This window comes from Allobosea rubneri (assembly GCF_032464875.1).
GTDB classification, from domain to species: domain Bacteria; phylum Pseudomonadota; class Alphaproteobacteria; order Rhizobiales; family Beijerinckiaceae; genus Allobosea; species Allobosea rubneri.
The window spans coordinates 85,990-109,234 of sequence record NZ_JAWDID010000013.1 but is presented as its reverse complement, the minus strand read 5'-3'; the positions used below and the strand labels follow the sequence as shown (position 1 = coordinate 109,234).

Sequence of the window (23,245 nt, the reverse complement as noted above, 5' to 3'; positions counted from 1 at the left end):
GAGCGGTTGAAGACATCGTTCGTCTTTGGCTGCTCTAGGGCGAGATCGTTAAGATTGCAGGCGCAATCCCCTGATTAACCAAGCATTTACGATGCTGTTTGTATTCGCCGGCAAATAGGTTAAGCTCACGCTCTAGGCTGGGGGTTGCGTGATGCTCAGCGTTTCGGTCGCCTTTGTCGACGATCACCCGACCTTGCTGGAAGGGATTCGGGCGATATTTTCGCGCCGTCCCGGGTACAAAGTCATTGCCACTGGTAGTTGTTGTGCCGAGGCGCTCGGGATTGCGCTCGAGCACAAGCCGAATGTACTGATGATCGACCTGAATATGCCCGGTAACGCCTTTGATTGCATAGCGCAAATCCGGATAGCTTCTCCGGAAACGAAGGTCATTGCCTTTACAGCCTCGTCCGGCATTAACCATGCCATCGATGCGCTGCAGGCCGGAGCTAGTGGTTACGTGCTGAAGGGTAGCCCGCTCGGAAGTTTGACGGAAGCAATTGATGCCGTCATGGCAGGAGATACTTACATATCAAAAGGTTTTTCTACGAAAGTCATCACAGCACTCGCTAACCCTAAGGCATCAGGGATAAAACTAAGCGTCCGCGAAGAGCAGATCGTTTCATTATTGCTAGAGAGCCGAACCAATCGCGAGATCGCAAAACATATGAATCTCAGCGAGAAGACGATCAAGAACTACATGACCCTGCTAATGCAGAAATTGCGGGTCCGCAACCGCGTCGGTTTGGTAGTGGCGGCAAGAAGCTTGCCACTCGCCGACGCCAGGGGACGCGATGTCGACCGGATCGGCCTTCTGAACTGAGGCGCCTTCCAACTGGTGTTGCGGCCAGCGCGGCGATGGGGCTGATCAACTCAGCTGGCTTCGGCCGACGTCTCCTCGCTGCCATCGCCGCAGTCGACAATATGTCAAAGCTTCGGCGACATTTGATTCTTCGCTAGAAGCTGCGTCTCTTCTGCGCCTATCGAATTTTGGCGTGGCGTTCTCCGCCTGACGCAAGGCAAAGGCGATCAGCTCACTCGTGCAATACGACACGGGATTTCCGAAAAGCGGCACGACAACTGTGCCGCTTTCCAAAGTTAGGACCACCAGGCCAGCGTCGCATACTCCACAACCTCGAAGGATCACCACGGCTCGTGACCTTTGGACTGCCCGGAAGCAGACGTTCCAGACGTCGGCTAGGGGCCAGGTGCGGACATAACCGAGTTGAGAAGCCGTCTCTTGCCGGCTTAGGGGAGGTTTGCGTCATGATGGCTTGATTGCCACATGCTTGATGCAAGCGGGGCGCTGCTCGCCCCTCTTGCCATTGTGCATCTGTTCTCAAAGGGGGACGGTGTGACGATCGCCCTTATGCTCGCCAGGCGCGGCGCGGCTGTGCTTGGCACCGCCGACGCTGGCTACGTTTACGGGGTGCGGGCGCGTTGGAGTCTCGCGGCGCCGTTCACGCTGAGCCCGCCATGCGCCCTAACCCGAATCACCTCAAACTGGCTGACTGGGTCATTCTGCTCGCGTTCCTAGTTCTTGCTAGCGATGTCCTGATCGAGTGGAGAAAGACTACGCCTCTCTTCGCGGACGGCATCAGCTTTCGGGACTTCGGCTACCTCACTGACTCTTTTGGCACCTGGGTACCCGGTGGGTACCTGGCTGCCGGTTGGCCTTGCCCGTAAGCTTTTCCCGACGCTTTTCAGCCGCAGGATCCTTGCCGTCGCGCAGCAGCCCTTTCGCTTCCTCTCGCCGGGCTCGCGCTACGCGAAGATCAATTGCAGGGTAGGCACCGATCGAAAGTTTCTTCTGCTTCCCGTCAAAGCGATAAGGGAGACACCATAGTTTTGCCCCGGCCGGCTTGATTCAGAGTTGGAGGCCTCCGCCATCGAGGAGCAGGAGCACTTACCCTTCTGCGGGCCGGGCTCCCCTTATTGCGACGTCGGTCAATGGCATGATGGCCCTAGCTTCTCAAGGTGATGGCCTTACGGCCTCATGAGGCCATCCGTTTCTCCGGCAGTCAATGAATGCGGGCGAATACCGGTGAACGCTATGTCGCTGATTTTCAGGCGGCTTCACAAGCATCTGAAGGCGCCGAAGGCCGACGAACGATGTTATGGTGCCCCTGGCCGGGATCGAACCAGCACTCCTTGCGGAACTCGATTTTGAGTCGAGCGCGTCTACCAATTCCGCCACAGGGGCCCCTTGCGGGCGGCGCGGACTATAGCTGTCGATCCCGTCCGGTCAATCTCGCGTGAGCGGCTTTTTCGCACAGGCATCCGGCATGGACGCGGCGCGCCGGGGCGGATAGCTAGGAGCGCGTCCATTCCGATGGATTTCCCGCCGCGCAGAACCCCCGCTATCGACGAAAAGGCTGGAGCATGGCTACCGCGAATACGCCTCCCGCTCCCGCCAGCCCGCTGGAAAGGCCGGGAACCTTCAAGCGCCTCTATCTCTGGACCCTGTCGCTCGCCGCGCGACCCGCCGCCCAGCTCTGGCTTGCGGTCGTCGCCTTCGTCGAGAGCTCCTTCTTCCTGATCCCGGCGGATGTGCTGTTCGTGCCGATGGCGCTGGCCAATCCGCGGAGGGCCTATCGTTACGCTCTCATCGCCACAGCCTTCTCGACGTTCGGCGGCATCGCCGGCTATGCGCTGGGCTATTTCGCCTTCGATGCGCTGGCCCGCCCCGTCCTCGCCTTCTATGGCAAACTTGCCGCCTTCGAGGCGCTGCGCGCCTGCGCCGGCCCCGATACCACCCTGCTGCTGCTGACCACCTCCGGCCTCGCCCATCTGCCGCCGATCAAGGTGGTGACCATACTCGCCGGCGCCGTCCATGTCGGCCTCGGTTTCTTCGTCATCTCCTGCATTCTCGCCCGCGGCGCCCGCTTCTTCGCCCTCGCCTTCCTGCTGCGCAGCTACGGCCCGGCGATCCGCCATTTCATCGAGCGGCGCCTCAAGTTGATCGCCTTCGGCGGCGCCTCGCTGGTGATCCTGCTCTATTTCGGCCTCAAGCTCCTGACAGGCTCCGGCCAACTCCTTTCCTGCTGAGCGACCCATGACCCCCACCCCTCTCGCAGACGCCTTCGCAAATCCGCGCCGTGTCCTCGCCCTGATCGGCCTCGCCAGCCTCGCGCTGATCGCCGGCGCCTGGTTTTTCGAACTCGTCGTGCTGCTGCGGCCCTGCAAGCTCTGCCTCGAGCAGCGGGTTCCGCACTACGCCGCGATCGGGCTTGCGGCCGTCGCGCTGCTGCTTGCCCACTCGCGCGGGGCCCAGTTGGTCGCCCTCGCCGCCCTCGCCCTGCTGATGGCCTGGAGCACCGGGCTCGGCATCTACCATTCCGGCGTCGAATGGGGCTGGTTCGCCGGCCCGAACGATTGCGGCGGCGCCCCCGCCCCGCTTGCTGCCGGCATGCAGGATTTCATGAAGCAGCTGCAGACGACCCGCGTCGTCTCCTGCACCGAAGCCGCTTGGCGCTTCCTCGGCCTCTCGCTCGCCGGCTGGAACGCGCTTGCGTCGGCAGGGCTGCTGATCGCAGCGCTGCTCGGGCTCAGAAGCGGCGTGAGGCGGTCCGAAAATTCGCTGGCGTGAGTCGGCTGGCGTGACTTTCGAGAACCCGAGCGCAGCGGACAGATGTCCGTGAGCACCGGAAGCGCAGAAAGTCGCGTCAGGCGGCCGCGCCAGTAGGATTTGCGGTCTGGCTCAGGGTTCGAGCTCGGAATCCCAGTAGAGATAGTCGAGCCAGCTCTCGTGCAGATAGTTCGGCGGGAAAAGCTTGCCGTTGCGGTGCAGGTCGTTGATCGACGGCGCGAAGGGCTTCTGCATCGGGATCATGCCGACGGCGGTCGGCATCTTGTCGCCCTTGCGCAGATTGCAGGGCGAGCAGGCGGCGACGACATTCTCCCAGGTCGTCAGCCCGCCCTTCGAGCGCGGAATGACGTGGTCGAAGGTCAGCTCCTCGCGCCCCAGGCAGTACTGGCAGGCGAAACGGTCGCGCAGGAAGACGTTGAAGCGGGTGAAGGCGGGCGTGCGGGAAGGCTTGATATAGGTCTTGAGCGAGACCACCGAGGGCAGCTTCATGTTGAAGCTCGGACTGCGCACCACGGTATCGTATTCGGAGACGATGTTGACCCGGTCCATGAAGACCGCCTTGATCGCGTCCTGCCAGCTCCACAACGACAGGGGGTAGTAGCTCAGCGGCCTGAAATCCGCGTTGAGCACCAAAGCCGGACAGCCATCCGGCGAAGCCATCGGATGCATTACATGCGCCGTCACCCGTATCGCGCCTCCGCTTAATCGAGCCGGACGAATCCCGTAGCCCGACAATGTAAGCGCGAGACGACAGGATTGTGAAGCGTCCGTTAAGAGGCAGGCGCCCAAGCGCCGTCATTCCCGCGGCGAGCCTGGCGCGCTGGCGGAAACGACGGCGTCAAATAGGTGATGTCGAGAGGTCCGCCCGGGGAATGCCCCCGGAGCAGCGCGCGAATCAGCGCGTCGGGACCGGCTTCTCGCCGCGGTAGTCGTAGAAACCGCGCTTGGTCTTGCGACCGAGCCAGCCGGCCTCGACATATTTCACCAGCAGCGGGCAGGGCCGGTACTTGGAATCCGCCAGCCCGTCATGGAGCACCTGCATCACCGAGAGGCAGGTGTCGAGACCGATGAAGTCGGCGAGCTGGAGCGGGCCCATCGGATGGTTCGCGCCGAGCCGCATCGCGGTGTCGATCGCCTCGACCGAGCCGACGCCCTCATAGAGCGTGTAGACGGCCTCGTTGATCATCGGCAGCAGGATGCGGTTGACGATGAAGGCCGGGAAATCCTCCGAGACCGAAGCGGTCTTGTGCAGCTTGGCGACGAAGTCCTTGGCGAGCTCGAAGGTGTGGTCGTCGGTCGCGATGCCGCGGATCAGCTCGACGAGCTGCATCAGCGGCACCGGGTTCATGAAGTGGATGCCGATGAAGCGCTCGGGACGATCGGTCGCCGCGGCAAGCCGGGTGATCGAGATCGAGGAGGTGTTCGAGGCGAGCAGCGCGTCGGGCCGCAGATAAGGGCAGACCGCGGTGAAGATCTTGCGCTTGACCTCCTCGCTCTCGGTCGCGGCTTCGATCACCAGATCGCAGGAGCCCAGGCCCTCGAGCGACGGCGCAGCCGCAATCCGCGACATGGCGTCGCGGCGGATCTCGTCGGCGATCGCGCCCTTCGAGACCTGCCTTGCCATGTTGCCGTCGATCGTCGCCAGAGCCGCCTTGATGCGGTCCTCGGCAATGTCGTGCAGCTTGACCTCGAATCCGGCGACCGACGCCACATGGGCGATGCCGTTGCCCATCTGCCCGGCACCGATGATGCCGATCGTCCTGATCTCTTGGTCCATGTTACGCTTCTGTTTCCCGGTGGCTGGAGCCAAATGCCCTTTCAGAGGAAGCGCGCCGCTTTCCGCCTCGAGGCCAGTTCCGTCTCCCAACATGAATTTAGGGCAGGATGCGAAAAACCGGCTCCCGCTTTTTCGCATCCTGCCCTGGCGCGGGCCGCAGCGCTGCGGCCCGCCTTGGTGAGCTTACTTGCCGATCTTGGCGAGCTCGGCCTCGAGCTCGGGCATGATCGTGAAGAGATCGCCGACCAGGCCGTAATCGGCGACCTGGAAGATCGGCGCCTCCTCGTCCTTGTTGATCGCGACGATGACCTTGGAGTCCTTCATGCCGGCGAGATGCTGGATCGCGCCGGAAATGCCGACCGCGACATAAAGATCCGGCGCCACGACCTTGCCGGTCTGTCCGACCTGCCAGTCGTTGGGGGCATAGCCGGCGTCGACCGCGGCGCGCGAGGCACCCATCGCAGCGCCGAGCCTGTCGGCGACCGGCTCGATCACCTTGCCGAAATTCTCAGCCGAGGCGAGCGCGCGCCCGCCGGAGACGATGATCTTGGCCGAGGCGAGCTCCGGACGATCGGACTTGGCGACCTCCTCGCCCTTGAAGCTCGAAATGCCGGTATCGGCCACGGCAGCGACGCTCTCGATCGGCGCGGTCGCAGAGCCGTCGCCGGCCGCCTGGAAGGAGGCGCCGCGCACGGTGATGACCTTCTTGGCATCGCCGCTCTGCACGGTCTGGATGGCGTTGCCGGCATAGATCGGGCGCTCGAAGGTGTCGGCCGAAACGACCTTGGTCACTTCCGAGATCTGCATCACGTCGAGCAGGGCGGCGACGCGCGGCATCACGTTCTTGCCGGTCGTGGTGCCCGGCGCGACCAGCGCGTCATAGGAACCGGCGAGCGAGACGATCAGCGCGGCGAGCGGCTCGGCGAGACGGTGCTCGTAGGATGCGTCCTCGGCATGCAGCACCTTCTCGACGCCGTCGAGCTTGGCGGCGGCTTCGGCGACGGCCTTGGCGTTGTGCCCGGCGACCAGGACATGCACCGGCGCACCGAGCGCCTTGGCGGCGGTCAGGGCCTTGCGGGTGGCTTCGTTGAGGGTCTTGTTGTCGTGCTTGGCGAGCAGCAGCGTCGTCATGGTTCAGAGCACTCCCGCTTCGTTCTTCAGCTTGGAGACAAGTTCGGCGGCGGAGGAGACCTTGACGCCGGCCGAGCGGCTCGGCGGCTCGGCGGTCTTCAGCACGGTCAGGCGCGGCGCGACATCGACGCCCAGCGCCTCCGCCGTGGTCTCGTCGAGCGGCTTCTTCTTCGCCTTCATGATGTTCGGCAGCGAGGCATAGCGCGGCTCGTTCAGGCGCAGATCGGTGGTCACGATCGCGGGCAGCTTCAGCCCGACGGTCTGCAGACCGCCATCGACCTCGCGGGTGACGTCGATCGAACCGTCGCCGACCACGACCTTCGAGGCGAAGGTGCCCTGCGGCCAGCCGAGCAGCGCCGCCAGCATCTGGCCGGTCTGGTTGGCGTCATCGTCGATCGCCTGCTTGCCGAGGATGACGAGTTCCGGCGTCTCCTGCTCGACGACCTTCTTCAGGATCTTGGCGACGGCGAGCGGCTCGACCGTGCCGTCGACCTTGACCAGGATGCCGCGATCGGCGCCCATGGCGAGCCCGGTGCGGATCGTCTCCGCCGCCTGCGCCGGGCCGATCGAGACCACGACGACCTCGGTCGCCTTGCCGGCTTCCTTCAGGCGCAGCGCCTCTTCGACCGCGATCTCGTCGAAGGGGTTCATCGACATCTTGACATTGGCCAGCTCGACACCCGAGCCGTCCGCCTTCACGCGGATCTTCACGTTGTAGTCGACAACCCGCTTGACAGGCACGAGGATCTTCATGGGCGCTTCACCGTTCGGGAGAGAAGGACCGTGAACCGGTGCCGAACGAAATCGCGGCAGTTCGGCATCGCGGCCCGCGACTGGAATGCGCGGGGACCGTAACGACGGGCATTTGCCGTTGTCAACGGCGTGAAGGTCGCGCCGGGCTCATGCCGGGCGCCCGAACAGGGGCTGGCCGCGCCGGACGAGGAGCGGCGTCAGCACTGCGCCGGCGCCCAGCCCGCCGAGATGCGCCCACCAGCCGACCGCACCCTGCTGGTCGAACAGCGCCGAAACCAGCTGGAACAGGATCCAGGCGCCGAGCGCATACATCGCCGGGATGTGGATCGGTATCCATTTGAAGGCGAGCCCCCAGACGCGCACGCGCGGGTAGAGCATCAGATAGGACGCGATCACGCCCGAGATCGCGCCGGAAGCACCGATCAGCGGCTGCTCCGATTCGGGATTCATCAGCGCGTGCAGCAGCGCCCCGGCCGTGCCGCAGAGCATGAAGAAGACGAGGAAGCGCAGATGGCCCATCGCGTCCTCGACATTGTCGCCGAAGACCCAGAGGAACAGCATGTTGCCGACTAGATGGGCGAAGCTGGCATGCAGCAGGATGCCGGTGACGAGCGTCAGCCAGGGCGGCGCCTTGAGCAGCTCCGGCGGCAACTGCGCCTCGCCGAACAGCACGGCTGGGATCGTGCCGAAGCCGGCGAGAACCGCGATCTCGCTCGCCTCGCTGGTCCAGTGCATCAGCATGAGCCGCAGCAGGACGCAGATCGCGATCAGCGCATAGGTGACGTAGGCGACGCGGATGAAGCGCATCGGCACGCCGTCATGCAGCGGCACGAACATCGGTTCAGCGGTTCTGGCCGGGCGTCCAGAGCACGTCGCCCCCCGCCCTGGCGTTGAGATAGCGGGAGGCGACGAAGAGGAAGTCGGAAAGCCGGTTGATGAACTTCAGCGCCGGCTTCGCCACGCTCTCGCCCGGAATGCCGGCGAGCTCGACCATCAGCCGCTCCGCCCGCCGGCTGACGGTGCGGGCGAGATGCAGATGGGCGGCGGCCGGCGTGCCACCGGGCAGGACGAAGGAACGCAGCGTGCCGAGCCCCTTGTTCAGCGTGTCGATCTCGGCCTCGAGCCGGTCGACCTGTGCCTGGACGATGCGCAGCGGCTCCCATTCCAGCTTCTCGCCGGTATCGGGCGAGGCGAGCTCGGCGCCGAGGTCGAAGAGATCGTTCTGGATGCGCCCCAGCATCGCGTCGACCGTCGCGTCCTCGGAGGCGCAGTGCAGCCGCGCCATGCCGATGCAGGCATTGGTCTCGTCGGTGGTGCCGTAGGCGGCGATGCGCAGGTCGAATTTCGGCCGGCGCGCCCCGGTGGCGAGCGCCGTGGTGCCGTCGTCGCCCGTGCGCGTGTAGATGCGATTGAGAATGACCATGGAAGCTTTATAGCGCGCCGCCGCGCCGGCGGAAGGGGCGGTTTCGCCGCGCGCTCAGCCAAGCCGCAGCGGCAGCAGCCCAGGCTCCTTCAGCGTCTCCAGCGCGATCTCGGAGCGCACCCGGGCGACGCTCTCATGCGGCAGCAGGACCTCGTTCACCAGCCGCGACAATTCCTTGAGATCCCCGACGGCGACCTTCAGCATGTAGTCGGCCTCGCCGGTCAGGGCATGCGCCTCGAGCACGGCCGGCGTGAGCTTCACGAGGTCACGGAAGCGCCGGGCATTGTCGCGCGAATGGGTGTTCAGCGCGACATGGATGAACACGGTGACGGCAAGCCCGATCGCCTCGGGATCGATCAGGGCGCGATAGCCGCGCACCACGCCCTCCTGCTCGAGCCGCTGGCGCCGGCGCGAGACCTGGCTTGCCGACAGGCCGATCTTCTCCGCCAGCGCGCCATTGGTCAGCGAGGCGTCCTGCTGCAGCGCTTCGAGCAGGCGCCAGTCGAATGCGTCGAAGGCGGGCATTTCGTGAGCGTTTCCGTTCCATGATGCACGTTTCGTGCAAATGAAGCGCTCGCTCGGCCGATTTTGCAAGATCATCGCCGCAGCGATGCGCGACCATGCTCCATCCAGATAGACCCAGGAGGAGGACGCCATGGGCCCGTTTCCGCACGACACCGCCCCGCCCGCCATTTCCGACGCCAATCCGATGGGCACGGACGGCTTCGAGTTCGTCGAATACGCCCACCCGGAGCCGGAGAAGCTCGGCGCGTTGTTCGAGACGATGGGCTTCACCAAGGTCGCGAAGCACCGCTCCAAGAAGGTGACGCTCTATCGCCAGGGCGACGTCAATTTCGTCGTCAACGCCGAGCCCGATTCCTTCGCCCAGGGTTTTGCCGCCGCGCACGGCCCCTGCGCCTGCGCCATGGCCTTCCGGGTCGTCGACGCCAGGCACGCCTTCGAGCGCGCGGTATCGCTCGGCGCCGAACCCTACGAGACTAGGGTCGGCCCCGGCGAACTGCAGATTCCGGCGGTCAAGGGCATCGGCGGCTCGCTGCTCTATTTCGTCGAGCGCTATGGCGAGAAGGGCTCGATCTGGGATGTCGACTTCGAATGGCTCGGCGAGCGCGACCCGCACCCCGAGCAGGCCGGCATGTATTATCTCGACCACCTCACCCACAACGTCATGCGCGGCCGCATGGATCACTGGGCCGACTGGTACGGCAAGCTCTTCAATTTCCGCGAGATTCGCTTCTTCAACATCGAGGGCAAGCTCACCGGCCTGATCTCGCGGGCGCTGACCTCGCCCTGCGGCAAGATCCGCATCCCGATCAACGAATCCCTCGACGACAAGAGCCAGATCGAGGAGTACCTGCGCCAGTACAAGGGCGAGGGCATCCAGCATGTCGCGCTCGGCGCCCGTGACATCTACGCCAGCGTCGAGCAATTGCGCGCCAACGGCCTGCCCTTCATGCCCTCGCCGCCGGCGACCTATTACGAGAAGGTCGATGGCCGCGTGCCGAACCATGGCGAGCCGGTCGAGCGCCTGAAGGCCAACGGCATCCTGATCGACGGCGAGGGCGCGGTCGCGCTCGGCGAGAAGGCCGGCCGGATGAGCAAGGTGCTCCTCCAGATCTTCTCCGCCACCGTGGTCGGGCCGATCTTCTTCGAGTTTATCCAGCGCAAGGGCGATGACGGCTTCGGCGAGGGCAATTTCCGCGCTCTGTTCGAGTCGATCGAGGAAGACCAGATTCGCCGCGGCGTGCTGAAGCCGCAGGCGGCGGAATAGGCCGCGCTCCCGTCATGGTCGGGCTTGTCCCGACCATCCACGTCGTCGCGTCGCCAACCCAATGGGACGTTCAAGACATGGCTGCTCGCCACAAGGGCGAGCATGACGGTAGAGGCAGCCAGTCAGGCCGCGAGCTTCGGCGCCGTCATCGCCTCGCGCAGCGCCTGCGCGAAATGCCGCGCCGCGAGCCCCGCTCCCGGCGCGATCACCAGTCCGACCGACAGTTCGAACAGCACCGGCAGCCCGTCGGCCGGGGCGAGCCGCCGTAGCCCGGCCGGCACGGCGCTTTCGGTGATGGCGGTGACGCAGAGCCCCGCCTCCACCGCCGAGAGCAGCCCGGCCATATGCGATGAGGAGAACACCAGCCGGTGCGGCCGCTCGGCCGCCTCGAGCGCCGCCAGGATGCGCGGTCGCGCCCGGCAGCCCTCGTTGAACAGGCCCAGCGGCAAGGTTTCCTCCAGCTCCGGCCGGTGGCCGCGACCGGCAACCCAGACCAGCGGCTCGCGCCTGAGGCGCTCGCCCTTGGGCCGACCGGGATCCTGGGTGATCACCGCCAGATCGAGCTCGCCGGCCGCGACCGCCGGCTCGATCCGCTTCGAGAGCTCGCAATGCACTTCAAGCTCGACGCGCGGATGCTCGGCCGAGAATCGCATGATCAGCGGCCGCAGATAAGCGTCGACATAGTCGTCGGGCACGCCGATGCGCAGCCGCCCCGAGGCCTTGTCGCCGGCGAGCTCGGCCCGCGCCTCGCATTCGACTGCGAGCAGGCGGCGCGCATGGGCGAGCAGCCGCTCGCCCGCCTCGGTCGGGGTGACGCCGCGGCGCGAGCGCTCCAGTAGCTGCCGGCCGAGCGTCGCCTCGAGATCCTGGATGCGCCCGGAGATCGCTGATTGCGTCCTGCCGAGCCGCTGCCCGGCGGCAGTGAAACCACCGGTTTCAGCGACCGCGACCAGCATGGCGAGCGCGTCGAGATCGAGATGGGTGGACATGTTCGCGCTCCATCGGAAACGCCAATAGATGAATCAGAATAATCCGTTTTTCCGATTGCCGGAAGCGGCCTATAGCGGCAGGCACCAAGACAGCCCTCATCCTGAGGAGTCGCGCGCCGGCTCCTCAGGATCAGGGCTCGCATGTAGCGACCGAAAGCTGCCCGATGTCCGCCCCCGGCCTCAGCCTTTCCGACCGCCCGGCCTCGCCGGCGTTCGGCATGTTCCTCATCCTGATGCTGGGCGCCACCTGCATCGGCTTCTCCGGCATCTTCGTGCGCTTCGCCGATGTCGGCCCCGCCGCCGCCGGCTTCTGGCGCATGCTGTTCGCGCTGCCGGTGCTCGGCGCCTGGATGGCGCTGGAGGGGCGTCGCAGCGGGACGGCGGGCGTCAGGTCCGGCGCGCTCTTCCCGATCACGCTCGCCGGCATCGCCTTCGGCGTCGACGTCATCCTCTACAACGGCTCGCTGCTGCACACGACGATTGCCAACGCCTCGCTGCTCGGCAATCTCTCGCCGGTCGGCGTCATCCTCGGCGGCTGGCTGATCTTCGGCGAGCGCCCGACGCGGCGCATCCTCGGCGCCCTGCTGCTGGCGCTGGGCGGCGCCGGCATGCTGGTGCTGCCCAAGTTCACCGGCGCACCCGCCGCCGGCTCCCTGCTCGGCGACACGCTCGCCGTCGGCGCGGCCTTCTCCTACGCCGCCTATATCCTCGCCGTCCGCCGCGCCCGCAACCGCGCCGATGCCGGCCGCATCGGCCTGATCTCGACCGCGATCTGCGCCGTCTTCTGCCTCGCCGCAGCTCTTGCCCTCGGCGAGACCATCCTGCCGCAGAGCCTGACCGGCTGGCTCGCCGTCGCAGCGCTCGGCCTGATCTCCCATGCCATGGGCCAGGGGCTGATCACGCTGGCGCTCGGCCATTACGGCGCCAACGCGACCTCGCTGGTCATGGTCTGGCCCTCGCTGGTCTCGGTTCTCGCCGCCTGGGCGATCTTCGCCGAGCAGCCGAGCCCCGCCCAGGCCTTCGGCGGCGTCGCTATTCTGGCCGCCGTACTGATGGTCAGGAAGGGCTGAGGCTGACTCCAGGGCCGGCGGCTCACTTCACGATTTCAGCCTTCGGCCGATCAAAACCGCTCCTCCGACGTTTAGCCGGCAGGAGGAGCAGTCATGAAACAATATCCGATGGCGATAGCCTGCGCCGTGGCCGCCCTGCTGCTGGCGGGCACCTGCGCCGCCCAAACCGAGCCCGGCAACGGCGAAGCAAGCTTCCTCAACGCGCTCGAAGGGCGCTTCAGCGGCGATGGCACGCTTCAGAACGCCGGTGGAAGCAGCCGCTCCCTCAAATGCCAGTTCAACGGCGACCAGCAGGGCCCGCGGCTCAGCCTCGACGGCAGCTGCCGCACCGCCGCGATCTTCAGCGCGACGATCCGGATCGAGCTCCGGCACGATCCCAGCACCGGGCGCTACGCCGGCACATTCCGGGAAAGTACCGGAACGGTGGCCGATCTCGGCGGCCGGCGGCAGGGCCAGCGGCTGACTCTCGCCTTCAACGAGACCGCCGAGAGCGTGCGCCCGAACCCGCCGGCGACCTTGACGATCACCCGCCAGGAAGGCGGCATCGCTTTGACATTGCGCGGCAGCCAGCCGGGCAAGGGCCAGAACCTCGATCTCGCCTTGCGCGAGGATTGAGCCACCAACGAAGAGGGCCTGCCCGGAGGCAGGCCCTTGGCTCTCTCACTCCGCCGCCAGTCGCGGCGGGGCGAGCTTTCCGGTCATCGCCTTGGCGCTGGCCTCGCCCGGCGTCTGCTCGGGATCGTGGATCGGCTCCCAGGTCGACTCGTCCTCGGCCTTGCTGAAGAAGCGGCCGAAGGCCCAGGCCAGCAGGCGCCCGAGATCGTCCATCACCGTGTAGAAGGACGGCACGAAGACGAGACTGAGCACCGTCGAGACGATCAGGCCGCCGATCACCGCGATCGCCATCGGCGAGCGGAACTCGCCGCCATCGCCGACGCCATAGGCGGAGGGCAGCATGCCGGCCGCCATGGCGATCGTCGTCATCACGATCGGCCGCGCGCGCTTGCGGCCGGCCTCGATCAGCGCCGTCATCCTGTCCTTGCCGCGCCCGACTTCCTCGACAGCGAAATCGACCAGCATGATCGCGTTCTTGGTGACGATGCCCATCAGCATCAGCAGGCCGATATAGACCGGCATCGAGACCGGGTTGTTGGTCGCGAGCAGCGCGATCACCACGCCACCGAAGGAGAGCGGCAGCGAGAGCAGGATGGTGATCGGCTGGAAGACCGAGCCGAACAGCAGGATCAGCACGGCGAGCACCAGCATCAGCCCGGTGGTCATCGCCGTGATGAAGCCCTGCACGACCTCGCCCTGGATCTCGGCATCGCCGGTCGCGGCGATCCGCACACCCTCGGGCAGGCCGACCTCCTCGACGATCTTGTTGAAAGTCTCCTGCGCCGTGCCGAGCTCGAAGCCGCGCTTCAGGTCGGCGCCGATCGCGGCCCGGCGGACGCGGTCATAGCGGTCGATCGAGGAGGGGCCTTCGCCGAAGCCGATCTCGGCCACCGCGGTCAAGGGCACCGAGACGCCGTTGACATTGGTGACGCGCAGCGCCGCGATGTTGCGGATGTCGGTGCGCGCCTGCTCGTCGAGCTGGACGCGGATCGGCACCAGCCGGTCGCCGGCGTTGAACTTGGCAAGATTGGCGCCGATGTCACCGATGGTCGCGACGCGGATCGCCTCCGAGATCGCCTCCGGCGTGACGCCGAGATTGGCGGCCTGTTCGAGCTTCGGCGTGACCCGCATCTCCGGCCGGCTCAGCGAGCCGGCGGTCGCAACGTTGAGATAGCCGTCGACCTTGCGCATGCGCGCCTCGATCCGGGCCACCGCCTCGTCGAGCGCGTCGCCGTCCTTGGAGAGGATCGAGAACGCCATCTCGCGCTCGCCGCGCTCGTTGACATACCAGGCACGGACATCCGGCACCGAGGCGAGCTTCTCGGCGATCGTGACCTTGAGCTCCTTTTGCGGGATCGAGCGCTCGGCCTTCGGCTGCAGCATGATGAAGACCGCGGCGCGGCGGACCTCGCGCTGGCCGGTCGGCGACGCCCCGCCGAGCACGAAGACCCTGGTCACCTCGGGGATCTCGCGCAGCTTGTCGACGATCTTGTCGCTGGTGATGCGGGTGTCCTCGAGCGTCGAGCCGGGCGGCAGTTCGACTGATGCGACGACGCGCGCGGTATCCTCCTCCGGGATGAAGCCCGTGGGCAGCAGCGCGGTCGCCTGGATCGAGCCCCACAGGAAGACGAAGCCGATCACCAGCGTGAGGTAGCGGATCTTCAGCGTCGCCTTGAGCAGCCCGACATAGCCGCGCATCACGAAGCCGTCCTTGGGCTCCTGATGGTCCACCGGCCGCATCAGATAGGCCGCCATCATCGGCGTGATCAGCCGCGCCACCAAGAGCGAGAACAGCACCGCGACCGCGACCGTGAGCCCGAACTGCCTGAAATACTGTCCGGCGACCCCGCCCATGAACGAGACCGGCGCGAAGATCGCGACGATGGTCAGCGTGATCGCGATGACGGCGAGGCCGATCTCGTCGGCCGCCTCCATCGCGGCGCGATAGGGCGATTTGCCCATCCGCATGTGCCGGACGATGTTCTCGATCTCGACGATGGCGTCGTCGACCAGGATGCCAGTCACCAGCGTGATGCCGAGCAGGCTGACGAGGTTGAGCGAGAAGCCCATCATCTCCATCGCCCAGAAGGTCGGGATCGCCGAGAGCGGCAGCGCGACCGCGGTGATCAGCGTCGCGCGCCAGTTGCGCAGGAACAGGAAGACGACCAGCACGGCGAGCGCCGCACCCTCCAGGAGCGTCTCCATCGCCGCCTTGTAGTTGCCATGGGTGTAGGCGACCGCATCGTCGATCGGCTTCAGCGCGATGTCGGGATAGCGCTTGTTGAGTTCGTCGACCTTGGCCGCGACGACGTCCTTGACCGAGAGCTCGCTCGATCCCTTCGAGCGGAACACCGCGAAGGAGACCACCGGCTGCTTGTCGAGCCGGCCGAAGGCACGCGGTTCGGAGTTCGAATCCTCGACGCGGCCGAGCTCCTTCAGGCGGACCTCGCGCCCGCCGGTGAGCTGGATCTTGCTCTCCGCGAGTTCCGCAACGGTGCGCGCGCCGGCGAGCGTGCGGATCGCCTGCTCCTGGCCGCCGACCTCGCCGCGGCCGCCCGCGAGGTCGACATTGGTCGCGCGGATCTGGCGGTTGACCTCGCCCGCCGTGGTGCCGAGCGCCAGCAGCCGGTCGGGATCGAGCGAGATCCTGATCTCGCGGTCGACGCCGCCATAGCGCTCCACCCGGCCGACGCCCTTCAGCCCCTGCAGTTCGCGCGCGACGACATCGTCGACATGCCAGGACAGCTGCTCCAGCGTCATCCCAGCGGAAGCCGCGCCATAGGTCAGGATCGACTGGCCCTCGACGTCGATGCGCTGGATCACCGGCTCGTCGATCTGCCGCGGCAGATCGGCCCTGATCTTGGCGATCGCATCCTTGACGTCGTTGACCGCCCGGTCGGTATTGGTCTCCAGGCGGAACTCGATGACCGTCGCCGAAGACCCGTCGGTCAGCGTCGACATCACATGCTTGACGCCGGTGATGTTGGCGACCGCGTCCTCGACGCGCTTGCTGACCTGACTTTCGAGTTCAGCCGGCGCGGCGCCGGACTGCGTCACCGTTACCGAGACGAGCGGCACGTCGATGTTCGGGAAGCGCGTCACCGGCAGCTTCGAGAACGAGAGCAGGCCGAGCACGCACAGCACGACGAAGAGCAGGATCGAGGGAACCGGCTTGCGGATCGACCAGGCTGAGAAGTTGATGTTCATTCGCGGCCCCGTCAGTTCGTCGTGACGGGGGTGATCACGTCACCGTCGCGCACGAAGGTGCCGGCGCGTGCGACCACGCTCTCGCCCTCGGCGAGGCCGGAGACGATCTCGGCGCGCCCGTCGCCGATCAGGCCGAGCTCGACCTTCTTGGTCGCGACCTTGCTGTCCTTGACCGTCTGCACGGTCGCGCCGGCGCGCGTATAGGTGATCGCCGAAAGCGGCAGGACCACATTGTTCTTACGGCCGGTCTCGATGACGCCGCGGGCGAAGGAGCCGATCGCCACCGGCGGATTGCCCTTGAGCGCGATGCGCACCCGTCCGAGCCGCGACGCCTTGTCGACCTCCGGCGCGATCAGGCGGATCTCGCCTTCCAGCGCCTGTGTCGCCCCGGCCGGCGTCACCGCCACTTTCTGGCCGTGCTTCAGGCTGGGAATCTCGACCTCGGCGACCTCCGCCTCGAGCTCGACGGCACCGTCCGCGATGACCTTGAACAGCGGCTCGGCCGCGGCCATCGTCGCCATCGCCCCGAGACGGGCATTGCGGCGGCTGACGATACCGGCCTTCGGCGTCTTGATCTCGGTGCGCGCCAGCTTGACGTCGATGTCCTTGCCCTGGGCTTTCGCCAAAGCGAGGTCAGCGGTCATGATCGCGAGGTTCTGCTTGGCCGAGTTCAACCGCGCCTGTGCCGCCCGGGCGGCCGTGGCGCGCAGATCATAGGTCTCGACGCTGGCATTGCCGGTGTCGCGCAGCGACTTCGTCCGGTCGAAGGCGTTGTTGGCCTGCACCAGATTGGCCTCGGCCTCGACGATCTGCGCCTTGGCCTGGTCGACGCCGGCCTCGGCGCGCTGGATCTGCGCGTCGTTCTGGCTGCGCTGCACGTCGAGCGTGGTGCGGGACAGTCGCGCCAGCACCTGGCCGGCGACCACGCGCTCGCCCTCCTCCGCCAGCAGTTCGGTGATCACGAAGCCATCGATCTCGGGCGCGACCATGATCTCGTCGCGGGCGATCATCGAGCCGGAGACGACGACGCTCTGGACGATCTCGCCGCGCTTGGCCGAGGTGACGGTGATCGCCGGGCCGGCGCTGGGCTGCTGAACGGCGGCGGCCGCCGTTCCCTGGGCCATACCAGCCGTGGGCAGGCCGGCGAGAGCGAGGAACGACAGGACGACGAGGCTCTTATGGGTGACAGGCATGGGTGCGGCTCTTTGCGCGTTCATGGTTGATCGTCCGCGGCCGGCGGCAGCAGCATCACCGCTGCCAGCCCGCGCATCGCGGCGAAAAGGGTCTCGGCACCGGCGGCGGCGTCGAATTCGGGATCGACGGCACGCCGGCAGAAGAAGCCGTCGGCCATCATGAATATCGCCTGCAGGAAGCGCGCTTGATCGAGATTGGCAGGCAGCTCGCCATTCTCGCGGGCGACCGCGACTGCCTCAGTCAGCCCCTGCTCGACCGTGCCGTCGATGCCGGCGCACATCTGCGCCATCTGCGGATTGCGGGCAGCCTCCGCCCAGATCTGCAGGGCGATGATCGCCTTCTCGCGCGGCTTGCGCACGAGATGGAAACGACCAAGTTCTTCCAACTGGTCGAGCAAGCCGCCCTTCTGTGGATCGAGCCCGGCGAAATCGGCGGCGATCTCGCTGCGGTCGCGCTCGGCGATGCCCGCGACGATCGCGTCCTTCGAGGGGAAATAGCGATAGAGATTGCCGGGGCTCATCCCGGCCTCGAGAGCGACGTCGTTCATCGTCGCGGCATGGAATCCGGAGCGCGCGAAGACCTGCTCCGCCGCATCGAGAATGCGGATATGGCGATCGGAGAGGCCGCGCTCGGCCTGATGCTGGTCTGCTGCGTGCGACAAGGTTCGGCCAAACAATGAGAATGAACGTTCATTCTCATTGCCTGAAGCCGGCTCGGCTGTCAATGCGGAATACGGCCACCGGTTGCATTTCTGGTAAATGCGTTCACCAGATTGCATGAAGTATGCACGATGCGGGGCGCCGCCATACCTGCCGAGCCCGACAATCCGCTTGCCGATGGCGGCCCCTGCCCGCATCATCTGTCGCCAGCAGGCATGCCGAGAGTTCCGGGGGCGCAACCGACCGCCGCGATGAACGACCAGTCCTTTCGTTTTCCATACCGGCGCCGGCTTCGCACGCGCCTCGACCGTCTGCCTCCGCCGCGGAAACCTGTGCTGATCGTGTTGCATCAGGAGCATTCCACGGCCGGCCGCGTCGGCCGCCTCCTGGCGGAGCGCGGATATGCGCTGGACATCCGCAAGCCGCGCTTCGGCGACCCGCTGCCCCAGACCATGCGTGAGCATGCCGGAGCGGTGATTTTCGGCGGCCCGATGAGCGCCAACGACCCCGACGATTTCGTCAAGGCCGAGATCGACTGGATCGGGGTCTGCCTCAAGGAACAGGCACCCTTTCTCGGCATTTGCCTGGGAGCCCAGATGCTGACCCGGCATCTCGGCGGCACGGTCTACACCCATCCGCAGGGCCGCGCCGAGGTCGGATACTACCGGCTCGACCAGACCGAAGCTGGCAGGAGCCACGCAGAAGCGGCCGGCTTCGCCTGGCCGGACACCGTCTATCAATGGCACCGCGAGGGCTTCGACTGCCCGGCCGGCGCCGAATGCCTCGCCACTGGCGGCGACTTCCCGGTGCAGGCGATCCGCGCCGGCGAGCAAGCCTATGGCATCCAGTTTCACCCCGAGGTGACGCCGGCGATGATGTGCCGCTGGTCGGTCCGCGGTCATGAGCGCACGCTGATGCCCGGCGCGCAGCTGCGCCAGCAGCATCTCGACGGCTGGTACCAGTACGACCCGGCCGTCCGCAGCTGGCTCGACGCCTTCCTCGATCACTGGCTGAAGCAGCCGGCAACCAGCACAGGCCCGACCGCGTGAGCCGCACCATCCTCGTCCTCGGCGCCGGCATCGTCGGCGTCTCCTGCGCGCTCGCGCTGCAGCAGCGCGGCTTCGCCGTCACCCTGCTCGACCGGAAGGAGCCCGGCCGCGAAACCTCCTATGGCAATGCCGGCGTGATCGGCCGCTCCTCGCTGGTGCCGCTCAACAATCCCGGGCTCTACGCCAAGCTTCCGGGCTATCTCGGCAACCGCCATCCGGCCCTACATCTCGACTGGCGGCGCGCGCTCACCAGTCCGGGCTGGATGCTGCGCTTCCTCTGGGAAGGGCGTGCGTCGCAGGCCGCAGCCCGGATCGCGGCGATGGACGGGTTGACCGCGACGGCGGTGACGCGGCACCGCGCCCTGATGCAGCAGGCCGGCATCTCCCATCGCCTGCGCGAGACCGGCACGCTCAAGCTCTGGCGCAGCGAGGCCGGCCTCGCGTCGGCCCGCGCCGAGCAGGAGCTGCTGAAGGCGCATGGCATCGAATCCGAGATCCTCGACCGGCAAGGCATCTCGGCGCTCGAACCCTCGCTCAACCCGATCTTTCCGACCGGCCTCTTCATTGCCGCCAATGGTTCGTTTGACTCGCCCGGCGCCGTCACCGCCGGCTACGCCGCCCTGTTCGTCGCCCGCGGCGGCACCCTCATTCGGGAGGAGGTCGGCTCTCTGCGCCGGGAAGGCGCGCTCTGGCGGATCCAGACCGCGCAACGCATGTACGAAGCCAGCGACGTCGTGATCGCGCTCGGCCCCTGGAGCGCCGACCTGCTGCGCCCGCTCGGCCTAGATCCGAAGCTCGATGTCGAGCGCGGCTACCACCGCCATTTCGCGGCGGGCGACGGCGCCCGCCTGAGCCGGCCGGTCTATGATGTCGATGCAGCCTATTTCATGACTCCGATGGAGGAAGGCTACCGCGTCACCAGCGGCGTCGATCTCAGCCTCCGCGACGCGCCTGACCAGTTGCGCCAGATCGAGAGCGTCACGCAAAGCGCGCGCGAGGCCTTCCCGCTCGGCGGCATGCTCGGCAAGACCTGGCGCGGGGCCCGGCCGACCCTGCCGGATTCGCTGCCGATGATCGGCGCCGCGCCCGGGCATCAGGGGCTCTGGCTCGCCTTCGGCAACCAGCATCTCGGCTTCTCGACCGGACCGATGACCGGCGAATTGCTCGCCGCGCTCCTCAATGGCGAGGCGCCGCCGATCGACCCGAAGCCCTACGCACCGGGGCGGTACATCCGCTAAGGGCCCCGATCATCGGAAGAGGCGCGGGTACAGCGCCAACGAAAAACGCCAGCCCGGAGGCTGGCGTCGATCGAGCCCTGCAAGCGCAGGCCGTCGCGTCGGATGGCCGCGCCGGTAGCGTTCGCGCCGTCTCAGACCTGGCGGGCCACCATCATCTTCTTGACCTCGGCGATCGCCTTGGCCGGGTTCAGCCCCTTCGGGCAGGCATTGGCGCAGTTCATGATGGTGTGGCAGCGATAGAGCCGGAACGGGTCCTCGAGATCGTCGAGGCGCTCGCCGGTGGCCTCGTCGCGCGAGTCGATCAGCCAACGATAGGCCTGCAGCAGCGCGGCCGGGCCGAGATAGCGGTCGCCATTCCACCAGTAGCTCGGGCACGAGGTCGAGCAGCAGGCGCAGAGGATGCACTCATAGAGCCCGTCGAGCTTCTCGCGGTCGTCCTTGGCCTGCGACCATTCCTTCTCCGGCGCCGGCGTCGTCGTCTTGAGCCAGGGCTCGATCGAGGCGTGCTGGGCGTAGAAGCGGGTGAGGTCGGGGACCAGGTCCTTGACCACCGGCATGTGCGGCAGCGGGTAGATCGCGACCTTGCCCTTGGAGCCGCACTCATCGATGCCGGTGGTGCAGGCGAGCCCGTTCTTGCCGTCCATGTTCATGGCGCAGGAACCGCAGATGCCCTCGCGGCAGGAGCGCCGGAAGGTCAGCGTCGGGTCGACCTTGTTCTTGATCCAGATCAGCGCGTCGAGGACCATCGGCCCGCAATCCTCGCGGTCGACATAATAGGTGTCGGTACGCGGATTGGCGGTGTCGTCGGGGTTCCAGCGATAGACCTTGAACTCGGTGACCTTCTTGGCGCCGGCCGGCTTCGGCCAGGCCTTGCCCTCGGTCAGGCGGGAGTTCTGAGGAAGATTGAATTCGGCCATCGTTCAGATCGTCCTCAATACACCCGCGCCTTGGGCTTGATGTACTCGATGTCGTTCGAGAGCGTGTAGGTGTGCACCGGACGGTCGTCGAGCGTGACGGTGCGCTTCTCGTCGTCGATCCAGGCGAGCGTGTGCTTCATCCAGTCCTTGTCGTCGCGGTTCGGATAGTCCTCGCGGGCATGGGCGCCGCGGCTTTCCGGACGGTTCAGGGCCGAATCCATGGTCACCACGGCCTGGGTGATCAGGTTCTCGAACTCCAGCGTCTCGATCAGGTCCGAGTTCCAGATCAGCGAGCGGTCGGTCACGGCGATGTCGGTGATGCCGCCCCAGACCTCGTGGATCAGCTTGTGGCCCTCTTCCAGCGTCTCGCCGGTGCGGTAGACCGCGCAGTTGTTCTGCATGGTCCGCTGCATGCGGTCGCGCAGATCGGCGGTCGAGGTCCCACCCTTGGCGTTGCGGTACTTGTCGAGGCGCGACAGCGAGAGGTCGGCCGAGTTCTTCTGCAGCTCCGGCTGCTTCTCGCCGGCCTTGACCGTCTCGGCGCAGCGCAGCCCGGCCGCGCGGCCGAAGACGACGAGGTCGATCAGCGAGTTCGAGCCGAGGCGGTTGGCACCGTGCACGGAGACGCAGGCCGCCTCGCCGATCGCCATCAGGCCCGGCACCACCGCATCGGGATCGCCGCCGACCTTGGTCAGGACCTCGCCGTGGAAGTTCGTCGGGATGCCGCCCATGTTGTAGTGCACCGTCGGCAGCACCGGGATCGGCTCGCGAGTCACGTCGACGCCGGCGAAGATCTTGGCGCTTTCCGAGATGCCGGGCAGGCGCTCGTGCAGGATCTTCGGGTCGAGATGGTCGAGATGCAGGTAGATGTGGTCCTTGTTCTTGCCGACGCCGCGCCCGCCACGGATCTCCATGGTCATCGAGCGTGAGACGACGTCGCGCGAGGCGAGGTCCTTGGCCGAGGGGGCATAGCGCTCCATGAAGCGCTCGCCCTCGGAATTGGTGAGGTAGCCGCCCTCGCCGCGCGCGCCCTCGGTGATCAGGCAGCCCGAGCCGTAGATGCCGGTCGGGTGGAACTGCACGAACTCCATGTCCTGCAGCGGCAGGCCGGCGCGCAGCACCATGCCGCCGCCATCGCCGGTGCAGGTATGGGCCGAGGTCGCCGAGAAATAGGCGCGGCCATAGCCGCCGGTCGCCAGGATGGTCTGCTGCGAGCGGAAGCGGTGCAGCGTGCCGTCATCGAGCTTGAGCGCGATCACGCCGCGGCAATGGCCGTCATCGTCCATGATCAGGTCGATGGCGAAGTACTCGATGAAGAACTCGGTGTTGTAGCGCAGCGCCTGGCCATAGAGCGTGTGCAGCATGGCGTGGCCGGTGCGATCGGCGGCGGCGCAGGTGCGCTGGGCCGGCGGGCCCTCGCCGAACTCGGTGGTCATGCCGCCGAAGGGGCGCTGGTAGATCTTGCCGCTCTCGGTGCGCGAGAAGGGCACGCCCCAGTGCTCGAGCTCGTAGACGGCAGCCGGCGCGTTGCGGACGAGATACTCGATCGCATCCTGGTCGCCGAGCCAGTCCGACCCCTTGACGGTGTCGTACATGTGCCACTGCCAGGTGTCTTTGCCCATGTTGCCGAGCGAGGCGGCGACGCCGCCCTGGGCCGCGACGGTGTGCGAGCGCGTCGGGAAGACCTTGCTGATGCAGGCGGTGCGCAGGCCGGCCTGCGAGCAGCCGACGGTGGCACGCAGGCCCGCGCCGCCGGCGCCGACGACGACGACGTCGAAGCTATGGTCGGTGATGGGGTAGGCCTGGCCGGTATAGGCCGGCCGCGAGGGGCCACGGGTGAGCGCCATG

General features: G+C 66.7%; 22 protein-coding genes and 1 tRNA gene. 8 read left to right on the top strand and 15 right to left on the bottom strand.

Translation table 11 applies throughout. The annotated features are described in order from the left end of the window. Window positions 1–151: 151 nt before the first annotated feature. Complete coding sequence (locus RKE40_RS11295) at window positions 152–820, top strand: response regulator (protein ID WP_316018339.1); 669 nt, start codon at window positions 152–154, stop codon at window positions 818–820. A gap of 798 nt (window positions 821–1,618) precedes the next feature. On the opposite strand, the gene RKE40_RS29755 is transcribed toward RKE40_RS11295, so the two are convergent. Beyond that, window positions 1,619–1,864: an Arm DNA-binding domain-containing protein gene (locus RKE40_RS29755; protein ID WP_390893331.1), complete on the bottom strand. Its 246-nt coding sequence runs from the start codon at window positions 1,862–1,864 to the stop codon at window positions 1,619–1,621. Window positions 1,865–2,115: 251 nt separating this feature from the next. Next, a tRNA-Leu gene (locus RKE40_RS11290) sits at window positions 2,116–2,200 on the bottom strand. 179 nt (window positions 2,201–2,379) lie between these two features. On the opposite strand from RKE40_RS11290, the gene RKE40_RS11285 reads away from it, so the two are divergent. Together RKE40_RS11285 and RKE40_RS11280 are read left to right on the top strand one after the other, a co-directional pair. Further along, window positions 2,380–3,045 (top strand): YqaA family protein, encoded by a 666-nt coding sequence (locus RKE40_RS11285; protein ID WP_316018338.1) that lies wholly within the window; start codon window positions 2,380–2,382, stop codon window positions 3,043–3,045. Window positions 3,046–3,052: 7 nt separating this feature from the next. Beyond that, the gene (locus RKE40_RS11280; protein ID WP_316018337.1) at window positions 3,053–3,586 is read left to right on the top strand and encodes a disulfide bond formation protein B; all 534 of its coding nucleotides are present in this window, start codon (window positions 3,053–3,055) and stop codon (window positions 3,584–3,586) included. Window positions 3,587–3,697: 111 nt separating this feature from the next. Here RKE40_RS11280 and RKE40_RS11275 read toward each other — a convergent pair whose 3' ends face one another. From RKE40_RS11275 to RKE40_RS11245, 7 genes are all read right to left on the bottom strand, one after another. Continuing rightward, window positions 3,698–4,255, bottom strand: a complete 558-nt coding sequence (locus tag RKE40_RS11275) for an HNH endonuclease (protein WP_291641352.1) — start codon at window positions 4,253–4,255, stop codon at window positions 3,698–3,700. A 226-nt stretch (window positions 4,256–4,481) separates the two neighbouring features. Then, complete coding sequence (locus RKE40_RS11270; RefSeq protein ID WP_316018336.1) at window positions 4,482–5,363, bottom strand: 3-hydroxybutyryl-CoA dehydrogenase; 882 nt, start codon at window positions 5,361–5,363, stop codon at window positions 4,482–4,484. Window positions 5,364–5,546: 183 nt separating this feature from the next. Then, entirely contained in the window at window positions 5,547–6,494 is a 948-nt protein-coding gene (locus RKE40_RS11265) for an electron transfer flavoprotein subunit alpha/FixB family protein (protein ID WP_316018335.1), read from the bottom strand. Between the two features lie 3 nt (window positions 6,495–6,497). Continuing rightward, the gene (locus RKE40_RS11260; RefSeq protein WP_316018334.1) at window positions 6,498–7,247 is read right to left on the bottom strand and encodes an electron transfer flavoprotein subunit beta/FixA family protein; all 750 of its coding nucleotides are present in this window, start codon (window positions 7,245–7,247) and stop codon (window positions 6,498–6,500) included. Window positions 7,248–7,394: 147 nt separating this feature from the next. Continuing rightward, on the bottom strand, window positions 7,395–8,084 hold the full coding sequence (locus RKE40_RS11255) for a rhomboid family intramembrane serine protease (RefSeq protein ID WP_316018333.1): 690 nt from the start codon (window positions 8,082–8,084) through the stop codon (window positions 7,395–7,397). Between the two features lie 4 nt (window positions 8,085–8,088). After that, window positions 8,089–8,670 (bottom strand): cob(I)yrinic acid a,c-diamide adenosyltransferase, encoded by a 582-nt coding sequence (locus RKE40_RS11250; RefSeq protein ID WP_316018332.1) that lies wholly within the window; start codon window positions 8,668–8,670, stop codon window positions 8,089–8,091. A 54-nt stretch (window positions 8,671–8,724) separates the two neighbouring features. Continuing rightward, window positions 8,725–9,195, bottom strand: a complete 471-nt coding sequence (locus RKE40_RS11245; protein WP_316018331.1) for an Lrp/AsnC family transcriptional regulator — start codon at window positions 9,193–9,195, stop codon at window positions 8,725–8,727. 130 nt (window positions 9,196–9,325) lie between these two features. Here RKE40_RS11245 and hppD point away from each other — a divergent pair, with 130 nt between their 5' ends. Continuing rightward, window positions 9,326–10,459 carry a 4-hydroxyphenylpyruvate dioxygenase gene (hppD, locus tag RKE40_RS11240; protein ID WP_316018330.1) on the top strand — a complete coding sequence of 378 codons (1,134 nt, stop codon included), beginning with the start codon at window positions 9,326–9,328 and terminating at the stop codon, window positions 10,457–10,459. 122 nt (window positions 10,460–10,581) lie between these two features. On the opposite strand, the gene RKE40_RS11235 is transcribed toward hppD, so the two are convergent. Further along, complete coding sequence (locus tag RKE40_RS11235; protein WP_316018329.1) at window positions 10,582–11,448, bottom strand: LysR family transcriptional regulator; 867 nt, start codon at window positions 11,446–11,448, stop codon at window positions 10,582–10,584. Window positions 11,449–11,612: 164 nt separating this feature from the next. Between RKE40_RS11235 and RKE40_RS11230 the strand changes: the two genes are divergently transcribed. Both RKE40_RS11230 and RKE40_RS11225 read left to right on the top strand, forming a co-directional pair. Further along, entirely contained in the window at window positions 11,613–12,518 is a 906-nt protein-coding gene (locus RKE40_RS11230; RefSeq protein WP_316018328.1) for a DMT family transporter, read from the top strand. A 93-nt stretch (window positions 12,519–12,611) separates the two neighbouring features. Beyond that, window positions 12,612–13,133 (top strand): hypothetical protein, encoded by a 522-nt coding sequence (locus RKE40_RS11225; protein ID WP_316018327.1) that lies wholly within the window; start codon window positions 12,612–12,614, stop codon window positions 13,131–13,133. A 45-nt stretch (window positions 13,134–13,178) separates the two neighbouring features. Here RKE40_RS11225 and RKE40_RS11220 read toward each other — a convergent pair whose 3' ends face one another. From RKE40_RS11220 to RKE40_RS11210, 3 genes are read right to left on the bottom strand one after another with little or no spacing between them, the layout of a single operon-like run. Next, window positions 13,179–16,340, bottom strand: a complete 3,162-nt coding sequence (locus RKE40_RS11220; RefSeq protein WP_316018326.1) for an efflux RND transporter permease subunit — start codon at window positions 16,338–16,340, stop codon at window positions 13,179–13,181. Window positions 16,341–16,351: 11 nt separating this feature from the next. Further along, window positions 16,352–17,533 carry an efflux RND transporter periplasmic adaptor subunit gene (locus tag RKE40_RS11215; protein ID WP_316018325.1) on the bottom strand — a complete coding sequence of 394 codons (1,182 nt, stop codon included), beginning with the start codon at window positions 17,531–17,533 and terminating at the stop codon, window positions 16,352–16,354. Window positions 17,534–17,553: 20 nt separating this feature from the next. Continuing rightward, on the bottom strand, window positions 17,554–18,195 hold the full coding sequence (locus RKE40_RS11210; protein WP_316018324.1) for a TetR/AcrR family transcriptional regulator: 642 nt from the start codon (window positions 18,193–18,195) through the stop codon (window positions 17,554–17,556). A gap of 330 nt (window positions 18,196–18,525) precedes the next feature. Here RKE40_RS11210 and RKE40_RS11205 point away from each other — a divergent pair, with 330 nt between their 5' ends. Then, window positions 18,526–19,242, top strand: coding sequence for a glutamine amidotransferase (locus RKE40_RS11205; RefSeq protein WP_390893325.1), 717 nt, complete (start codon window positions 18,526–18,528; stop codon window positions 19,240–19,242). After that, on the top strand, window positions 19,239–20,480 hold the full coding sequence (locus RKE40_RS11200) for an NAD(P)/FAD-dependent oxidoreductase (protein ID WP_316018323.1): 1,242 nt from the start codon (window positions 19,239–19,241) through the stop codon (window positions 20,478–20,480). Before RKE40_RS11205 ends, RKE40_RS11200 begins: the two co-directional genes overlap by 4 nt. A gap of 131 nt (window positions 20,481–20,611) precedes the next feature. Here the strand turns inward: RKE40_RS11200 and RKE40_RS11195 are convergent, their stop codons facing one another. Together RKE40_RS11195 and sdhA are read right to left on the bottom strand one after the other, a co-directional pair. Continuing rightward, window positions 20,612–21,397: a succinate dehydrogenase iron-sulfur subunit gene (locus RKE40_RS11195; protein WP_066479300.1), complete on the bottom strand. Its 786-nt coding sequence runs from the start codon at window positions 21,395–21,397 to the stop codon at window positions 20,612–20,614. A 14-nt stretch (window positions 21,398–21,411) separates the two neighbouring features. Continuing rightward, entirely contained in the window at window positions 21,412–23,244 is a 1,833-nt protein-coding gene (sdhA, locus tag RKE40_RS11190) for a succinate dehydrogenase flavoprotein subunit (protein ID WP_316018322.1), read from the bottom strand. Between the last annotated feature and the right edge of the window lies 1 nt (window position 23,245).